Source organism: Acinetobacter sp. V89_4 (assembly GCF_029967875.1).
Classification (GTDB): domain Bacteria; phylum Pseudomonadota; class Gammaproteobacteria; order Pseudomonadales; family Moraxellaceae; genus Acinetobacter; species Acinetobacter oleivorans.
Window position 1 is genome coordinate 1 of sequence record NZ_JASCAI010000020.1, and the last position, 17,828, is coordinate 17,828.

At 36.3% G+C, this 17,828-nt stretch carries 14 protein-coding genes and 2 tRNA genes; 9 read left to right on the forward strand and 7 right to left on the reverse strand.

Annotation, left to right across the window (positions count from 1 at the left end; genetic code table 11):
* The 4 genes from QLG01_RS07510 (at position 1) to QLG01_RS07525 (ending at position 1,569) form a co-directional block, all read left to right on the forward strand.
* A tRNA-Leu gene (locus QLG01_RS07510) sits at positions 1 to 85 on the forward strand.
* A gap of 68 nt (positions 86 to 153) precedes the next feature.
* Positions 154 to 227 (forward strand) — tRNA-Trp (locus QLG01_RS07515).
* Positions 228 to 686: 459 nt separating this feature from the next.
* Positions 687 to 896 carry a cold-shock protein gene (locus QLG01_RS07520; protein ID WP_003650775.1) on the forward strand — a complete coding sequence of 70 codons (210 nt, stop codon included), beginning with the start codon at positions 687 to 689 and terminating at the stop codon, positions 894 to 896.
* A 202-nt stretch (positions 897 to 1,098) separates the two neighbouring features.
* A complete protein-coding gene (locus QLG01_RS07525; RefSeq protein WP_151826864.1) occupies positions 1,099 to 1,569 on the forward strand; it encodes an AnBLUF65 family BLUF photoreceptors in 471 nt (156 codons plus the stop codon).
* Here QLG01_RS07525 and QLG01_RS07530 read toward each other — a convergent pair.
* On the reverse strand, positions 1,544 to 1,885 hold the full coding sequence (locus QLG01_RS07530) for a hypothetical protein (RefSeq protein ID WP_151768844.1): 342 nt from the start codon (positions 1,883 to 1,885) through the stop codon (positions 1,544 to 1,546). The two genes, QLG01_RS07525 and QLG01_RS07530, sit on opposite strands and share 26 nt — an antisense overlap.
* A 717-nt stretch (positions 1,886 to 2,602) precedes the next feature.
* Positions 2,603 to 3,754 (reverse strand): alpha/beta fold hydrolase, encoded by a 1,152-nt coding sequence (locus tag QLG01_RS07535; RefSeq protein ID WP_282496157.1) that lies wholly within the window; start codon positions 3,752 to 3,754, stop codon positions 2,603 to 2,605.
* A 360-nt stretch (positions 3,755 to 4,114) separates the two neighbouring features.
* On the opposite strand from QLG01_RS07535, the gene gltS reads away from it, so the two are divergent.
* Positions 4,115 to 5,350, forward strand: coding sequence for a sodium/glutamate symporter (gltS, locus tag QLG01_RS07540; protein ID WP_174744929.1), 1,236 nt, complete (start codon positions 4,115 to 4,117; stop codon positions 5,348 to 5,350).
* Between the two features lie 113 nt (positions 5,351 to 5,463).
* The gene (locus tag QLG01_RS07545; protein WP_192833829.1) at positions 5,464 to 7,290 is read left to right on the forward strand and encodes a monovalent cation:proton antiporter-2 (CPA2) family protein; all 1,827 of its coding nucleotides are present in this window, start codon (positions 5,464 to 5,466) and stop codon (positions 7,288 to 7,290) included.
* Between the two features lie 86 nt (positions 7,291 to 7,376).
* Here QLG01_RS07545 and QLG01_RS07550 read toward each other — a convergent pair whose 3' ends face one another.
* Both QLG01_RS07550 and QLG01_RS07555 read right to left on the reverse strand, forming a co-directional pair.
* A complete protein-coding gene (locus tag QLG01_RS07550; protein WP_192833828.1) occupies positions 7,377 to 8,210 on the reverse strand; it encodes an SDR family oxidoreductase in 834 nt (277 codons plus the stop codon).
* A gap of 50 nt (positions 8,211 to 8,260) precedes the next feature.
* Positions 8,261 to 8,638 carry a DoxX-like family protein gene (locus QLG01_RS07555; RefSeq protein ID WP_192833827.1) on the reverse strand — a complete coding sequence of 126 codons (378 nt, stop codon included), beginning with the start codon at positions 8,636 to 8,638 and terminating at the stop codon, positions 8,261 to 8,263.
* Between the two features lie 474 nt (positions 8,639 to 9,112).
* On the opposite strand from QLG01_RS07555, the gene QLG01_RS07560 reads away from it, so the two are divergent.
* Positions 9,113 to 10,204 carry a DUF6670 family protein gene (locus QLG01_RS07560; RefSeq protein ID WP_005306918.1) on the forward strand — a complete coding sequence of 364 codons (1,092 nt, stop codon included), beginning with the start codon at positions 9,113 to 9,115 and terminating at the stop codon, positions 10,202 to 10,204.
* Positions 10,205 to 10,334: 130 nt separating this feature from the next.
* Here the strand turns inward: QLG01_RS07560 and QLG01_RS07565 are convergent, their stop codons facing one another.
* Positions 10,335 to 11,393, reverse strand: coding sequence for an AraC family transcriptional regulator (locus QLG01_RS07565; protein ID WP_005306915.1), 1,059 nt, complete (start codon positions 11,391 to 11,393; stop codon positions 10,335 to 10,337).
* A gap of 111 nt (positions 11,394 to 11,504) precedes the next feature.
* On the opposite strand from QLG01_RS07565, the gene QLG01_RS07570 reads away from it, so the two are divergent.
* Entirely contained in the window at positions 11,505 to 12,731 is a 1,227-nt protein-coding gene (locus QLG01_RS07570) for an oxygenase MpaB family protein (RefSeq protein WP_282496158.1), read from the forward strand.
* Positions 12,732 to 13,361: 630 nt separating this feature from the next.
* On the forward strand, positions 13,362 to 13,916 hold the full coding sequence (locus tag QLG01_RS07575; RefSeq protein ID WP_005306909.1) for a TetR/AcrR family transcriptional regulator: 555 nt from the start codon (positions 13,362 to 13,364) through the stop codon (positions 13,914 to 13,916).
* An 83-nt stretch (positions 13,917 to 13,999) separates the two neighbouring features.
* Here QLG01_RS07575 and QLG01_RS07580 read toward each other — a convergent pair whose 3' ends face one another.
* Positions 14,000 to 15,598, reverse strand: a complete 1,599-nt coding sequence (locus QLG01_RS07580) for a bifunctional aspartate transaminase/aspartate 4-decarboxylase (protein ID WP_282496159.1) — start codon at positions 15,596 to 15,598, stop codon at positions 14,000 to 14,002.
* Between the two features lie 56 nt (positions 15,599 to 15,654).
* Positions 15,655 to 17,340, reverse strand: a complete 1,686-nt coding sequence (gene aspT, locus QLG01_RS07585; RefSeq protein ID WP_151988494.1) for an aspartate-alanine antiporter — start codon at positions 17,338 to 17,340, stop codon at positions 15,655 to 15,657.
* Positions 17,341 to 17,828: the final 488 nt, after the last annotated feature.

Below are 17,828 nucleotides of genomic sequence, written 5' to 3' on the forward strand. Positions count from 1 at the left end.
GGGGGCGTGGCGAAATTGGTAGACGCACTGGATTTAGGTTCCAGCGCCGCAAGGTGTAAGAGTTCGAGTCTCTTCGCCCCCACCATTAAAAGAAGCAAGACGATGTTCTTGCTTTTTTTATGATTAAATCATGAGTAGTTTAATCATAAATATAGAGGATTGGTGTAATGGTAGCATGACGGTCTCCAAAACCGTTCGTCAAGGTTCGAGTCCTTGATCCTCTGCCAATGATTTAAAAATGAAGCTCCTGTTTAGGAGTTTTTTATTGCCTGAATTTCTAAAAGCTAAATTATTTAAAGTCTATTTTCATATTTTTTATTCTGTTACTTAATACGTCATAAGTGATGATCTTTCTATTCTTCAACAACTGATCCAATCGGTTGTAAGTTGTTGGTTAAGTAGGGAATATATTAAGTTTTTAGTTGCGCTATTAAGTTATTGTTTTTTGGTTTTTTATTAGAATTTATAAAATTTTTCTCATAAAAAGCTTGAATAGAAATTTATTTCATGTATCATGCTCTTAACTAGAAAAAAGTCTTGTTAGTAAATCTTCTTTAAAGTATCGTAGTTTTAGTCATAATCCTTCGTTTTTTAAGATCTTAACTCAATTTGTTATTCTTTTTTCAAAGTTATGTTAGTGTCATTATTAAATGATACTAAAATATTAGAAATCAGTAGGATATATCATGTCTAATACAGTAAGCGGTACAGTAAAATGGTTTAACGAAACTAAAGGTTTCGGTTTCATTCAACAAGACAATGGTCCAGATGTGTTTGCACACTTCAAAGAGATCTCTGGTTCAGGTTTCAAAACTTTGCACGAAGGTCAACGTGTAACGTTTACTGTTACTCAAGGTCAAAAAGGCCCAAATGCTGTAAATATTATTCCACAATAATATTTCAGTAAGAAAAAAAGCACTATTTAGTGCTTTTTTTATTTTAGTCTTTTAAAAGAAATTTCGTTGTTCTTTTAGAAGCTATAAAAGCCCTCTATAAGAGGGCTTTTTATTTTCTTGTTAATATAAATTATTAGTAATAGAGATATGGTAGATTAAAAAATCTTTAAATAAAGAAATTTTATATTTCACGGAATTGCTAATGAACGTTCGCTTGTGTTATGCCAGTCAACGAAACGAAAAAAATGAAGATTTATTGCAAGATTTACGTGATATTTTGACAGAAGCACGAGATTTCAATGATTTGAATCAAATTTGTGGGGTGCTCTATTATGCAGATAATGCTTTCTTTCAATGCTTGGAAGGTGAACGGGAGGTAGTTGAACGATTATTTGAAAAAATTCAAAATGATCAAAGACACTACAATGTTAAATGGTTGTGTACATATTCCATCGAGGAGAACTCTTTTCAGCGTTGGTCAATGAAATATGTACAGCGTAATACAAATATTGAATCTTTCTTTTTAAAGATGGGAGAAACTAGTTTTAATCCCATTCGTCTTGATGAGCAAAATTTAAAAATTTTCTTAAATGAATTATTAAGTGCTGAACAAACCAAAATTAATACAGTTAAGAAAGTAGGTATGGTTAAGCGTGGGGTGAACCCTTTTTAGCTATAACACCGATATGGATGGTCTTGAATTTAGGAATCATTTTAGTCATTACTAGGTAGACAATCACTGAACTGGCGAGCATCCATATCACCTCTAAACTTTGACTAATTACAAACATTGCCCAGTAAAAAAAACTAAATAACGCGAGACATAGTCCGCTACCTTTGTAATACCAAGTAATAAATATTCCAAAAAGTGCTGAAGAGAGCAGAAGGTTAGTCGTCTCATTCATTCCAAGGTAGTTAAAGAAAATAATCAGTAAGCATAAAGCTAACATTGATAGTAAATATACAAATATATTTTTTGCAATAAACATTTTCTATACCCTATCTGATGATTAAAAAAAGATCTTTCCTCTGTTTCCAGAGGAAAGATAGTACATATTAATTTTTTGAGATTCTTTTTCTATTATTAAGAGTTTTTATATTAATAAAGATAACGTTACCGTTTCTCCAGATCTCTTCATTAATACTCAGCTTTCTATTTAATAGTAAAGAGTGCTTATATGTACTGAAATTAATTATAGGAAAAACAATTGGTTGTGTTGTACTCTTTGGCTTACATGATTGTGAGAAATTGCCTACATTTGTATAAAAAATATACAAATTTTACAAAATAAAATTAAAGAAAAATTATATTTAACAAATAGTTATTTGATTTTATTGTTAAGCTAAGCTTTACATAAATAACAAAAAGTAACATCTACTTGATAAGGATAATTTTAAAAATGAAAAATATTAATTTGATGGCAGATACTATGTTTGAATAATTTTTAACGATTGATAAAATATTTTATTCTTAAAATATATTCTTTATAAATAAAATTTATATTTTTGGATGATTTAAATACTTTTTTGTGAATTGAAATACTAATATATCTTTATAGTATCTATATATTTTAAAATAAGTTGCTTTTAAAATTTCTTAGAAAAATACGATTCAACATACATAAAGATAAACAGAATAGTTTTGCAAAGTTTGAATATTAACCAGTGTAGATATGACTACACTGGTCTGATGATGTGTGAGTGAGTTAATCTGAACGTGTAGCTAGCCAATGACTCATTTCTGGCCAAACCGCAGTAGGGGCTTGGCTTCCAGAAACGACACCCATATGACCACCAGGAACGACTTTAAAGGTTTTGTCTTGGCTGCTAATCAAAGTCATGAGTGGCTTAACAGCATCAGCGGTCACAATAATATCTGTGCTACCACCGACCGCGAGCACTGAACATTCAATATCTTTTAGATAAGCTGTAAGTTCGCCAAATTTAATTACACCATTGGATAGTTCATTATCAATCCAGAAACGAAGGATAATGTCACGCATGACTCCACCTGGATAGGCGAGCATATTATTGATAAATGAACTTGAGGTTGCATGGTCGACAATAAACTCTCGGTTATCAAGATTCTTAAAAAGTTCCCAATATGTTTTCAAATTTCCAATCGGGTCAGTTAATTTAAAGCCCAGCGTGTTTTGCCAGCCATGAATATGAAATGCTTCACTTGACACGTGGTGGCGAATACGAAATGGCGTATGTTTACGAACCCATTCGGCAGGTTTAGTCAGACTGCCATAAAGTTTCCCCATATAACCCGCTTTATGGGTATCGATAGGGGAAGCGAGAATAATTAGATTCTTAATATCTTTATCTTTAAATAATGAGGTATAGCAGAGTGAAAGTGCGCCACCTAAACTCCAGCCATGTAAAGACAACTGTTGCTGACCACTGTGCTCTCGAACCTGCTTTAGCATTTCGGGCATAAAGACTTTAATGTAGGTACCGAAATTGTATTTTGCTTGGTGGCGGGTTGGCACACCCCAGTCGATTAAATAGACATCAAACCCTTGTGCCAAAAAGAAACGTACAAAACTGCGAGTAGGAAACAAATCATAAATGAGCATGTTCACAGCTAATGGCGGAACAATCACTAAAGGAACACGGTGTTTAGGTGTAGAGATATCGGCTTCGTTTCTATAATGGCGTAAGCTAATAATTTCATGCTTATAGATCACGTCAAAAGGTGTTTTTCCTGACAAGGCAATTTCAGGCCCTCTAAAAAATAGATCCGATGCATTGATCAGCATGTGAGGTATTTTTTGACCAGCACGTGTCTGAAGAGATTTTTTAATAGACTGTAGCTGTGGAACGTTCTGACGAACTTTAAGCAATAAACTCATTGAACATAAAACCTATAAAGATGTTGCCCAGAACAATAACGAGCTGGTCTTTTAAGGATATTAAAGGGAATAAGAGCGAAGTTCAGTGACTTAAAAGACAGGATTTTTTGCTTAAGGTATCAAGGGGTAATTATTTTTAATTAAGAGTATTTGGGACTAGATTATTGAAATTAAATAATTAAATTAATTGTATGGGATAATTTTGTATAAAATATTTAAAAATTTAAGTTTTTCTTAAGAATCGTGAAAATTGATTGCTAGGGTAATTTTGTAAAGTTTATTTGTGTTTTTTTTACATATTAAAAAATAAAATATAATTATTTTACAATCCGTTAGGAATGTAATTAGAAAGTAGTATATATGGAATTTGTTTTTAATGGTTTTTATACACTAATTTCGGCGGTCATCGTTCTATTATTGGGCCGCTTTCTTGTTAATCGAATTGATTTTTTAAAACGCTACAATATTCCCGAACCTGTAGCAGGCGGTTTAGTTGCTGCGGTCGTCTCGCTACTTGTCCATACCATATGGGGATATAGCATTGTTTTTAGTAGCGAATTACAAACCAGCTTTATGCTCGTATTCTTTGCTTCTATTGGTTTAAGTGCCAATTTTATGAAGCTTAAAGAAGGCGGTATGGCTTTGGTTATCTTCTTAGTTTGTGTAGCATCCTTCATTGTTGTGCAAAATGCGGTCGGCATGAGCCTTGCAACTTTGCTTGGCCTTGACCCATTAATTGGTTTAATTGCAGGTTCAATTACCTTAACAGGTGGTCATGGTACAGCCGGAGCTTGGGGTGAAATTTTAGAAACTCAGCATGGCATTCAAGGTGCTTTAGCACTGGGTATGGCAAGTGCGACTTTTGGCTTGATTATTGGTGGTGTGATTGGTGGGCCGTTAGCTAAATTGCTCATCAATCGTTATAGCCTTGCACAACCGAAAACCAACGCTGAAATCCAACATCGTGATGGTCATGTTGAGCAAAATTCGGATGACCTTGCGCCGTTTGAAAACCCGCATCAAGTTCGTTTAATTACAGCCGACAATGCAATTACTACACTAGGTATGTTTGCAGCGTGTTTGGCATTTGCTGAATTTATGACAGGTTTTAGTAAGGGAACTTGGTTTGAGTTACCAACTTTCGTTTGGGCACTCGGCGGTGGTGTAATCTTAAGAAATATTTTAGAAAGCGTGTTGAAAATTGATATTTTTGACCGTGCGATTGATGTTTTTGGTAATGCGTCTTTGTCGCTTTATTTAGCAATGGCATTGCTTTCATTAAAGCTTTGGCAACTTGCAGATTTAGCAGGTCCACTTGTGGTGATTTTAGGTGCTCAAACGATTACGATGGCGTTATATGCAGCATTTGTGACGTTCCGTGTAATGGGCAAAAACTATGATGCAGCGGTGTTGTCAGCAGGGCATTGTGGTTTTGGTATGGGCGCAACGCCAACAGCAGTAGCAAATATGCAAGCGATTACCAACATGTATGGTCCATCGCATAAGGCATTTTTAATTGTTCCGCTTTGTGGTGCGTTCTTTGTCGATTTAATTAATGCCACGGTTATTCAGCTCATGTTGAAATTTGTTGTTTAATCAAAAAAAGCCCGTCAGGGCTTTTTTTATGGATTCTTCTTCTCAAAACTAATAATCGCCCTTAAACCTAGTTTCACATAGAATAAATTGCAGATAAATAAAATGAGAAATGTATGAGCTCAGAAGCACATTCAATTAGCTTGGTTGCCCCCGTAGTTTTATTGGCAGCAGCTGTCATTGCAGTCCCTATTTTTAAACGTATTGGCTTAGGTTCTGTACTAGGTTATTTAATTGCGGGTCTGATTATTGGCCCATTCGGTTTCGCCTTTTTTCAAGATTCCACCGCAATTTTGCATATTGCCGAGTTGGGAATTGTGATGTACCTATTTGTGATTGGTTTGGAAATGCAACCATCGCATTTATGGAGTCTTAGACGCGAAATTTTTGGCCTTGGTACGCTACAAATTATCATTTGTGCGTTGGCTTTGACTGGCGTCGGATTATTATTTGGTTTTACGTGGCAAGTCGCTTTTATTGGTGCGGCAGGTTTCGTACTGACCTCGACTGCTATTGTGATGCAGTTGTTGGGTGATCGGGGTGACTTGACTCAGCCTCGTGGGCAAAAAATTGTAGCCATCTTACTTTTTGAAGATTTACTAATTGTACCTTTGCTGGCTATTGTTGCTTTTATGGCACCGAATCATGTGGTCGAAAGCACATCTGTACGTCTAGAAAATATAGGAATTGGCTTGGTCGCAATTGCAGGTCTGATTGCGGCAGGGTATTGGCTACTGAACCCATTATTTAGGCTTTTGGCTGCCGCTAAAGCCCGAGAAGTCATGACTGCCGCAGCATTATTAGTGGTGTTAGGGGCAGCGTTACTCATGCAAGTCAGCGGTTTGACCATGGCAATGGGTGCTTTCTTAGCAGGTGTGCTTTTATCTGAATCGACCTTTAGACATCAAATTGAAGCTGATATTGAACCATTTCGAGGAATCTTGTTAGGTCTGTTTTTCCTTGGCGTGGGCATGTCACTGGATTTATCAGTTGTCGCTCAGAATTGGCAACTGATTGTGAGTGGGGTAATTGCCCTGATGCTTGCCAAAGCGCTCATGATTTATATAGTCGCCCGAGTAACGAAAAGCTCTCATACTGAAGCGTTGGATCGCGCTTTACTTATGGCTCAGGGTGGAGAATTTGCTTTTGTGCTTTTCTCTGCCGCGCTAAGTGCACAAGTTATTGATAGTACGGTTAAATCTAATCTTACTGCTATTGTGGTACTTTCAATGGTGTTGACCCCAATTGTCGGTATTATTTTCAAACGTTTTACTCAAACTAAAGCGGATGTTTCATTAGAAAACGTCAATATTGCCGAGGGTTTAAGCGGTAGTGTTTTAATGATCGGTTTTGGACGTTTTGGACAGGTCACCAGTCAATTATTGTTGGCAAGAGGTGTCGATGTCACCATTATTGATAATAATACGGACATGATTCAAAACGCCGAAAAATTTGGTTTTAAAATTTATTATGGCGATGGCTGCCGTCTAGATATTCTACATGCTTCTGGTGCTGCAACAGCACAAGCGATTGTGGTGTGTGTGGACAGTAAAGAAACCACAAATAGAATTGTGGAACTCGTCACCCATGAATTTCCTTTAGCGAAACTATTAGTCCGTTCATATGATCGTGAGCACTCACTGCATTTAGTTAAACAAAAAGTGGACTTTATGATCCGTGAAACCTTTGAATCTGCAATTAAGTTTGGCGGCGTGATTTTGCAAGAACTGGGTGTAGATGAAGACGAAGTAGAACGAATTACCGAGGAAATTCGAGATCTCGATAACGAGCGTTTTGAAACTGAAATCGCAGCAGATGACGTCAATGCGGGAGTAGGAATGCAATATACACATACGCATCCACGACCAACTGCACCATTGATTCGACCAAAACGGGAAGGGCGGATTTTAAATAAAGAAGATAACTCAGATAACGATTCTTGATATATATGAAGTTCAGTAGAAGCCTCTTTAGAAGAACTTCTACTGAACAATTTTATGGACAGAAAAGCTTAGACCGCTAAATCCGACTATAAGTGCTCTAATGCTGTGCCTTTAACTGGGTTTCTGCGCCAGTAATAAGGTTGCAAAAATCTAAGAAAAAGCTTCCAAGGTGTAATCCACGCGATGCGTCGGTTGGCTTTTTTGTTTTGCATAATTTGCTTTGCTAAATAGGCACAAACCACTTCTGGTGAATCAATCACAAAGAAAAATAAGCGCTTCATTTTTTTCCAGTTTTGTATGTTGCCATTGGTCCAAGAAGAAACTAATAAATCGGTTGCCACCATGCCTGGGCTTAGCGTGCCAGTTAAAATTGCTGTCGATTTGGTCTCTTTATAGAGTGCTTTACTAAAGTAACTGACTGCTCGTTTGGTGGTTGCATAAGGCGTCATGCCAGCACTCCATTCGCCGTTGCTTCCCCAACCTTCCATATTAAAGATTTGACCATGACCTTGTTTGAGCATGCCTTTTAGAGCTACTTGTGAGCCCAACATCGTGCCTAAAATATTGGTTGAAACGGCCGTGTTTAATTCATCAGGTTGAAGGTCAACAAAGTCTTTGGTTGGGTGGCAGCTTCCTGCGTTATTAATCCACACATCGACTTGCCCAAAACGCTCAATTGCACCATCCCATAGGGTTTGCACATCAGACACTTGAGTCACATCGCAACACAGACCAATGAATTTTTCTTTATTGAAATGAGTTTCTAAATGAGAAAGAGCCTGCTTAAGATGCTCTGGGTTTCGTCCAGCAATGACAACTGAACATCCAAGATCTAAAAAAGCATGGGCAAGGGCTAAACCAATACCTTTTGTACTGCCTGTAATGACCACACTGCAAACTTCAGTTTTGGGTAAACTCATTGCACTCTCTATATAAAATCTTTAAAAATAGTTACATGAATGGCTGTAAGTTAATTTAGCTCATTTAATAAGATGAGATAGACAATAGATAAACTTATCATCGAAAGATTCATTACGATAGGGTTATAGGGCAAGATCAGGGTAGATGGTATTAAGAAACCAATTAAAAGAAGTAAGCCAAGCAAACCCCAAATGCTTAAATAGTGAATATATTTATGTGCAGTAAAGAGAAAACATAAACCAAAAATCATTTCGGCAATACCACTTGCATGGCCTGCAAGTTTTGCATGTTCAAGTGATAGTCCTACCCATTGCCACACAAAAATTTCATCAGAATTAAGAAATAGGAATTTGGGAACGAGGCCTTGATAGATCCATAAAAAGGCCAGCACAAGGTTTATAAATTTGAAGATATTAATATTTTTCATGCAAATTACTTTAAGAGTTTAAAATTTTCTTTAGATCAAGCTTATTATATTAACTCATCAGATATAGTATTGAAGTAATTCACTATAGAACAATTTAGAATATTTAGAAAAATAGTAGGGCTGAAGTATTTATAATGTCTTATTCCAATTCTTATTCGAGTAGGGCGGGCAATTGGTTCTTTTGGAGTAGTATTCAATAGGTGAGTTCAGATGTTTTTTAATTGAAATGTCATAAAGAAAGGTTAATTTAAACCCATAAGAAAAATTGATGAAAATTGTTGCGAACAATAAAATTAAAAACAATTTTTAAAGACGTGGTCATGAGGTAATTAGAGCTAATTCGAAAGAGTTGGCTTTTTTGTTTTAGTGCATTTGCTTAGATCAAGATGTCCTTTATTAACATTCAATTGCAAATTATCAAGTTCTAATATGGAACTTCATTTTTTAAGTAGATAAAAATAAAGGATCTTAAAAATGCTAATCTCAAGCCATAGATTACCGAAGAGTCTTAAAGACAAAGCCAATCAAAAAGTTGCTAAACTTTCAGGGTCATTGTTAGGAGCTGTTACACCAGAGCGGCAATCGGTATTGCCAAAAGAGTTTGAACTTACTCCTCATACTCTTTATAAACGCTTTGGGAGCACACATTACGGGATCATGGTACCTGACTTACCTGAACCATTTCGATATTTATCTTGGGCTTCAGTTTTAGGTTATGTAGGATTTACGATTACAGATACCAACTATCAAATGTCTAAGGATGGAAAAGGGGATACAGCTTCGTTAGTGCATGGAACAGCCTTATCGACAACTTCTGAAGCTTACAGAACATATTCAATTAAAAATGATATTAAATTTAGCCAAAATCCTTTTGCGATTAATTTTGACAATCAAACTATCATGCATGAGCAAGGCGATGGATTCTTACTCATTACTAAAAGAGAAGATTTAGAGCTAGAACTTTATTTAAAGCCCACAAAAGCTATTTCATGGTTTGCCTATAGTGGCCTGTATAAGCACTTTAGTGTGCTCATGCAATATGAAGGTCATATCAAACAAAAGGGAAATAGTGAAACCGTTCAAGGACTTTGCACGTTGGAGTCTTGGAAAGCTGTAGCTACCTCAATGCTCAAAAACAAATGGTTAGTTGAGAATATTCAACTTCCTGTAAAAGTCTTTAGCTATCAAGTTATTAATATTGACCACGAACAGCAGTTATTGCTGGCTTTTATTTGCTATGAAGACCAACCCATTTTGACTTCTGTTTACTATCGTCATATTGATGGAACGTCAATTCAATATAATGGAGATATACTTTTTGAAGTAACGAGTCTTCAAGAAGAACCGCAGATTACTCCCGATAATTTTTCAATGAATGTACCAAATACTTTTCGCTGGGTTGCTTATCACAACAATCAAAAGGTTTTAGATATTTCAGCACATGTAGATACCCCGTATTGTTTCGGATTGGCAGCTGGTTTTGTTTCTTCATATGCATGGCAAGGTGAATTCTATGATCAGCCATTAGTGGGAAGGGGTTACTTAGAATATATCGACCGAAGGTAGAAACTTATTGCTTTTAACTTGCCAAATAAGCAAGGTAAGTTGATCAGGTTTATCAGTGGATGGGATTTATTGTCCAGAAACTCTAGACGAAGCTAATTTTGCTGTGCATTCTGTTTTCTGAATGTACAGCCTATTCAGACTTTAATTTTTTTCTATATTGATGAGGAGTTATACCTGAATATTTTTTAAAAGCCCTAACAAAGTTAGTAGACTCTTCATATCCAATCAAGTTTGCAATATCTTGAATATTATATTGTTCTTTTGCTAAAAGTTTTTTTGCTTCCTTGAAACGAATCTCATTAAGAAGTTGAAGAAAGCTAGTTCCTTGTGTCTGTAAATGGCGTTTAATCGTTCTTTCAGACATATTTAAACGTTTAGCAATCTCGGGAAGAGAAGGATAGTTTTTATTAAAATTATGTAAAAGTTCCATCTTTATCGAGTTTTGCAAATGATGTGTGGCATCTTTTACTATTAAACCTTTATCTTTTTCACAGTATTGAATAGCTTGTTGGAAGGCAACTAAATCACCTTGTGGATTGGACTGTTTTAAATATTTTAAAGGAAAAGCTATAGCATTCCGCTTACTATTAAAATGATATTTTATATTTTTATTTAAAATCTCTTCATAATCTGAAGATTCACACCAATCTAGAAAAATTTCACATTCCTCTAAATTTTCTTGAATAAGTAGTTCTAATAAATGAATTCCACCAAATAAAAGACTTTCAATTAAAAATGCTCTTAGTTGTTGAGACTGCTGTTCATCACCTAATTTTACTGGATGAACATCGTCTAGATAAATGTATACAAGTTTTTCGTCGAAAGTCCAATTAGGTATGAAACTTTGAATACGTGTACAGAAAAAATGTTGGCAAAGATTTAGAGCTGTTTCTACATCTACGCAACTCAAAAAAGCAAAACCTAATGAGCCATGGGCCGTTGGTCGTAAAGCTGATCCGTATTCTATTCCTAGACGGTTGTTACCAGTCAGCCGAAGTGCATTGGCTACTAATTTAGACCATTGATGTGCACTCATCTTTGCATCATATTGCTTGATGTCTAATAAGGATAGCCCTGTATTTTCTAGAAGAATCGCAGCACTAATATCATATTTTTCGCAAATCTCTAATAAAAGACGGGCATAAGAAATGGATATGGTCTCATGAAATAATCCAAAAGGATCTTGCATATATTTAGTCTTGGCCTAAATTGATCATTAATATGGCATATCTACACCTATTGTGTGAAGAGTTTTTTTAATAACTTATAAAAATAATATTTGATCATTTTGAGTTCCCAGATGCTGGATAAATATTCTTATGCAATTGTTGAAAATCCAAGTGCAATGAAACAGTTTCCTTTCAATGTAGCCTCTAGATTTTTTAATAAAGATGCACCGAACGCTACAGAAGCACAGATAGCATCCTTTAATTGCTTTAGACAAATTGGTGATCCTATAGCAGATAATTTAGTTGAATGTATGCATAGAGTTGGATCTTCATCTAGGCATATGTTTAATCAAGCTCTTGAATATGGAATTGAGACGCTTGATAACCCACCTCAAGAACTCATAGATTTTTTTGCTGTAGTGGATGACTTCCCATATTGGGTAGATCATAAAAGGCTGGAGCGTGCTACTCGTTTTTATCAATTAATAGGTAAAGAAGCTTTTGCCATTTTTATTCCTGGTTTGGCTGTGAGTTATGTCGCTCCAGTTGCCAATCACGTTTTATTAAGATCGGGAGATCTTTATAAAAAAGCAGGAAAGCGTGCTGTAGAAACATTAAATTGGTTTAATGATGTCACTGCTCCGAATGGTATGTCTAGTCGTTTTAGTCCGGGATATAAGGCATGTATACGAATAAGAATGATCCATGCACATATGCGCAAAGCTATGAAATCCAAAAATGACTGGGATTTTGATCAGTGGGATGAACCTATTCATCAAGTTATTTACACTGCAACAATTTTACCATTCGCCTTACTTGCAACTTTGGGTGCAAATATTTTAGGAGTACTTTATGCGAAACAGGAGCGTGAAGATATTTTTCACCTGTGGCGTTTAATAGCACATGTTGTTGGGGTGCATCCTTCACTTGTTCCAACGAATGAACGAGATATTTGGCGTTTAACTTGGATCGAATTACATCAAGTTTTTATCCCTGATGAGACATCTGCCATGTTAGGAGGTGCTCTGTGGCAATCCTTAGATGAAATAATACGCATTGATCAAAATAAACTTATAGACCGTATTCAAAGAAAAATGACCCAAGATTATATTAGTACTCTTGCTCATTTAATGCTTGGTAAAGAGATCGCAAGCTCATTAACTTTCCCAAAAAAATCAATGACAGGCATCGCACTAGTCGGTGGTTCATTTGCTAAGAATTTTGTTGTCACTTCAGTTGCACGTGTTCTACCTAATGGTATTGATCGTTTAGGTAAATATAAAGCTAAACAACGCAATGAGTTCATGCAACAAATCATTAAAAATACTCAGGCTGATCTTAGTTATGAGAGGGGATAATGATTAAATAGTTGTATAAACCAAATTTAATAATAAATTTTAATTATTTATCCTTACTTTTTTAATGATCTAATTTAAAACAGATGTCATTTTGTGTGCTTGACTGTAATAGTGTTGAGAACTATCCTTTGCCTGCTGGTCACATTGCCAGTGGGTTTTAGCAGACCCTTTATACACAAGAGTACTGAAGAGCTTGCTTTTTAGTACTGGATCCTCACGTCCCCCTTTTTCGCTATGGTAGGACGGAGGGGGACGCGCTTGCGCGTGCTGGGTCCTTGTGTACCAGTCTGCTAACCCCTTTCGTTCTGCCACCATTATTTAGCAGTAATCGTGGTAGTTCTTCTTTAATACACAAGGAGTCCGCCATGCGTACTATTTCTTCTTATTCTTTGGCCTTTGCCAAGCTCTCTCTATCCATACCGCTTAACTGGTCTTTAAAACGGTTTAAACATTTATAGGTTTAGCCTTTAGATCGTTACGACTAAAAAATCATATCAACAATAAAGCTTGAGATAGGTTAGCGCATCCTTTTTGTGCAGCTTTCGCATGCCTGTTTTTAGCACTCATTTTAAGAGTGAAGGCCTTTCTATCTCATTTACTTACAACAAAAAAATATTTTATGCGGTACATATGAAAAATTTAGAGGCTTCATCTAGAGCGACGCGAGCGCTTCACATAGCAGCAGATTTATTTAAACAATATGGCTTCAATAAGGTCGGGGTGGACCGAATCATGATTGAGACCAAAATTCCCAAAGCCACTTTTTATAACTACTTTCATTCAAAAGAAAGACTGATTGAAATGTGTCTGGTTCTTCAAAAAGACCAGTTAAAAGAAAAAGTGAGAGCAGTGTGTGAATCTTGCCAATATCCAGATTTGTCTCTTAAGCTTAGACAAATCTATCTTTTACATGCTGACTTAAAAAGTGCTTATTATTTGTTGTTTAAAGCGATTTTTGAAATTGAAAAGCTTTATCCCAATGCTTATCAAAGTGCGGTGAGATATAGACAATGGCTTAAAAATGAAATTTTCAGCCTGCTTATGGAAAATAAGAAAACAGCTTCGTATGAGGAGTCTGATATTTTTGTATTTATGATTGATGGCGCAATTCTTGGGCGTTTAAGTTCAAGTAAAAATGAAGAGCCTGAGAGGTTACTGGATTACTTTTTAAATATGGTTTATTAAGTTGAACTTATTAAATTGAAATAGAAAATTAAAGAACAGAAAGGAAAAAGTGAGGCTGTTAGAGCCTCACTTTATATAGGTACTTATTTTCCTTTTTTAGTTTTTAAATATTCTGCATAAGCTTCATCCGCAAAGCGTCTTAAAGAGTCACCAATAGCGGCATATTGGTATTCATTCAAGTTTGCTAAAGATGCACGGGCAGAAGGGTGCTGAACACCAAAGCCAGAACCCGGTAATAAAACTACACCTGTTTCATCAGCTACTCTAAATAAAAGTTCTGTCGGATTTTTATTTTTCATGACCCAATCCGCAAACTCATCTCCATAGAGAGTACGTGAGGTATTTTCAAGGTTAACTAAGGTGTAGTAGTCAACAGCATTTGGATCTGTTGGTACTTCAACACCAAGTTGTCGGTAAAGTGCCGCATCGCGTTCACGTACAACAGACTTAACGGCTTTTTTGTAGCTCTGACGTGAGTCCATTAGATTAAACAAGGCAAATAAAACCATTTGAACTTGTTGTGGGGTAGATAGGCCCGCAGTATGGTTTAAAGCAACATTACGGCTGTCTGCAACTAAACGGTCAATAAATTTAATGCTTGCAGGGTCGGTAGTTAAAGATGAGTAGCGCTCTTCAAGCTCTTTCTTCTCTTTTTTTGATAAGTTCGAAATTTGTTTATCAAGCACATTGTTATTTGAAAGTGCAATAACACCAAGTCGCCAACCAGTTGCACCAAAATATTTAGAGAATGAGTAAACCAGAATTGTATTATCAGGACAGATTGCAAAAAGTGATTTGAAGTTATCTGCAAAAGTACCGTACACATCATCTGTCAAAATAATTAGATCAGGACGTTTTTTGACGATATCGGCCAAAATCGCAAGTCCTTCATCACTCATTTTTACAGATGGGGGGTTACTTGGGTTGACTAAAAAGAACGCTTTAATAGATGGATCTTCTAACTTTCTGAGTTCCGATTCCGGATATTGCCAACCGAGATTAGGGTCTGCCTCAATGAGTACCTCTTCAAGCTGATAGTCATTAAGTTTTGGAATTTCCAGATATGGCGTGAAAATTGGGCTACCAATAGCAATACGGTCGCCGTTTTTAATAATTTTATTTTCTTTTAATGAGTTAAAGATATAGGCCATTGCTGCTGTTCCGCCTTCAACAGCGAACAAATCTAAGTCTCTTTTTTGCATGCCTTGTACGCCCATTTCCTTTAAGACGTACTCTTTAATAATCGTTTCACTCACTCTAAGCATTCTGTCTGGCACAGGGTAGTTACAGCCTAAAATCCCTTCAACCATTTCAAGTAAAAAAAGATCTGGGTCGAGACCTAATTGGTCACGTACATAAGACACGGCTTTACCTAAAAAGACCACACCAGGTTTGTCGCGGTTTTCCAAAATGAAGTTATCAAAACGTGACTGAAGTCCAACAGGGCGCGGGAAACCACCTAGACCTTCTGGCATATATGAAAATGAAAATTCGGATTCGGTCGCTGAAAATAGACCGAGTTGAAAGAATGCTCTACGCGGAATAGTCGCAAGAAAGTTCGGATTACCACGCCCAGCATTTAACATCATTCGGTCAGTTCTGCTTTGAGCTAATTCTATTAAATTATCTTTAAGCTCAAATGGGCTGAGTTTTGCATATTTAGAATAATCGACTTTCCCCATGGGACGTCTCCTTAATTATAGTGAGATGAATAAAATTTCTAATTCAATGTACAAAGTTAGGCCAAGCCTACGATCAGTGGTCCGAGTAAGGTCAAGAACACATTTGCTAGGGCATAGGTAATTGCAAATGGAACGGTCGGAATTGAGTTTCCTGCTTTATCTAAGATTGCCCCAAATGCAGGGTTTGCACTGCGTGAACCAGATAGCGCACCAGCCATCACTGCAACGTTGTTATAACGCAGAACATAACGAGCAAAGAGCATAGAAAGCAGCAGTGGAACCAGTGTTACCACAACCCCGATCATAAAGAGTGAAAGGCCACTTTCTTTAATGGTTTGAATGGCTTGTAAACCTGATTGTAAGCCGACGGCAGCAACGAATCCTGCCAGACCCAAATCTTTAAGAAGCTGAGAAGCCGCTAACGGCATATTGCCATGCACCTGATTTCTGCTTCGAATCCAACCAAAAAGCAGTCCTGATAGTAAAGCTCCGCCACCCGCACCAAGCGTTAAGGGTACATCACCTAAACGAATAACAAACAGACCAATCACTAAACCGACTACAAGGCCTGCACCATGGAAAATCCAGTCTGTTTTTAAGCTTTCAGGTAAGGCTTTACCAGCTTCTTTCACTAAACGATCGAGGTCACTTTTCGTACCGTAGACGGTGACTACATCACCTTGGCGTAAAACGGTGTCATCACTTAAAGGTTGTGGCTCATCGTTATGCTTAATCGCAAGTACATAAATACCGTGCTTTAAATACGCAGGCGTATTGGCCTTAATATCTCCTAATGTACGGTTAATGTATTTAGAATTTCTTAGGATGACATCGCTGGTATCCATAATCATTTCCATACCTTGCGATGACTGTAATTCGCTACCGATTTGCTCGGCAACTGAAACTACATTGGCACGACGACCAACCAGCAAGACGACATCATCAGTTTGTAAGGTCAGTTCGGGAGCAACATCAATAAATTGATCTTTACGTTTTAACCGTTCAATCGTAATACTCGGTTCTTTTGCTTCAATCTCCGCAATAGTGTGTCCATTGGCTTGCTTAACTTTATAAATACGACCAACAATTTCCGGCATTGCCAGTTCTTGACCTGGGGCTAATTCGAAAGCACCTTTGAGTCGTTCACTTTGAGCTTTTAATGCATCGTCGTGAATTTCTTTACCCATAAATTTAGGCAAGATATTCACACAGACAATAATTGCTCCCAATGATCCGAAAATGTAAGTCACTGCATAGCCAATCGCGACATTGGCTTGAAGTCTTTGAATTTCTGCGAGTGGAAGATCGAGTCTGGAAATAGCATCTCCAGCAGTCCCAATAATGGCTGATTGAGTCATGCCGCCCGCAGCGAGACCCGCAGCCAAGCCTTTATCAAGATGAAAAATTTTAGCCATCACTAAGACGGTGACTAAACCACACACTGCCATGAATACTGCTAATAAAATTTCTTTTATGGACTGTGGACCCAGGGATTTAAAAAACTGAGGGCCACTTTCAAAACCTACTGCATAAATGAAGAGGGCAAACAAAATTGCTTTAACACCATTATCGACAGGTACGCCAATAAGGCTTAAAACAACTGCGACGAGTAAGGAGCCTGCGACTCCACCAAATTGAAATTTTCCAAATTGGAATTGTCCAATCCAGAAGCCGATTGCGAGTGATAAGAACAATAATATTTCGGGGCTGTGCTTTAAAACACCTTGTAACCATTCAATCATTTTGATCTCACTTTTATTATTAGATCTATCTTTAATATATGAAATTATTTATTTTTCCTTTTTTAAAATACAGTATGAAAATTGCTTAAGCAAACCTTCAAATCTGGTGACTTTCTTAAGTTTAATTGTAGAAATAATATATTTAAAATGCTTGTGATCCAGATATATCGGTAATTCTGAGTGATTAAATCAACTTTCGTTTTTAACTTGGAGTAAAATTTAATTACAATAATATAAAGAATGTTTCATAATGTAAAAGAGCACACATACTAATTTTTGATTTAAAATTTTTATTAAAGTATTGATTTTTATAATTAATTATTTTTTTATTGTTATTGGGGATGTTAATTTGTAAAAAATTAAAAAATAATCTACTTAAAATTAAATTTTTGTTAATTGTGTCGCATAATTTATTTTTTATATTTAATTTAATCTTCATAATAATATTTAAGTTTTTAAATCTGCTTATATTTAAGTGAGGTTTTGTT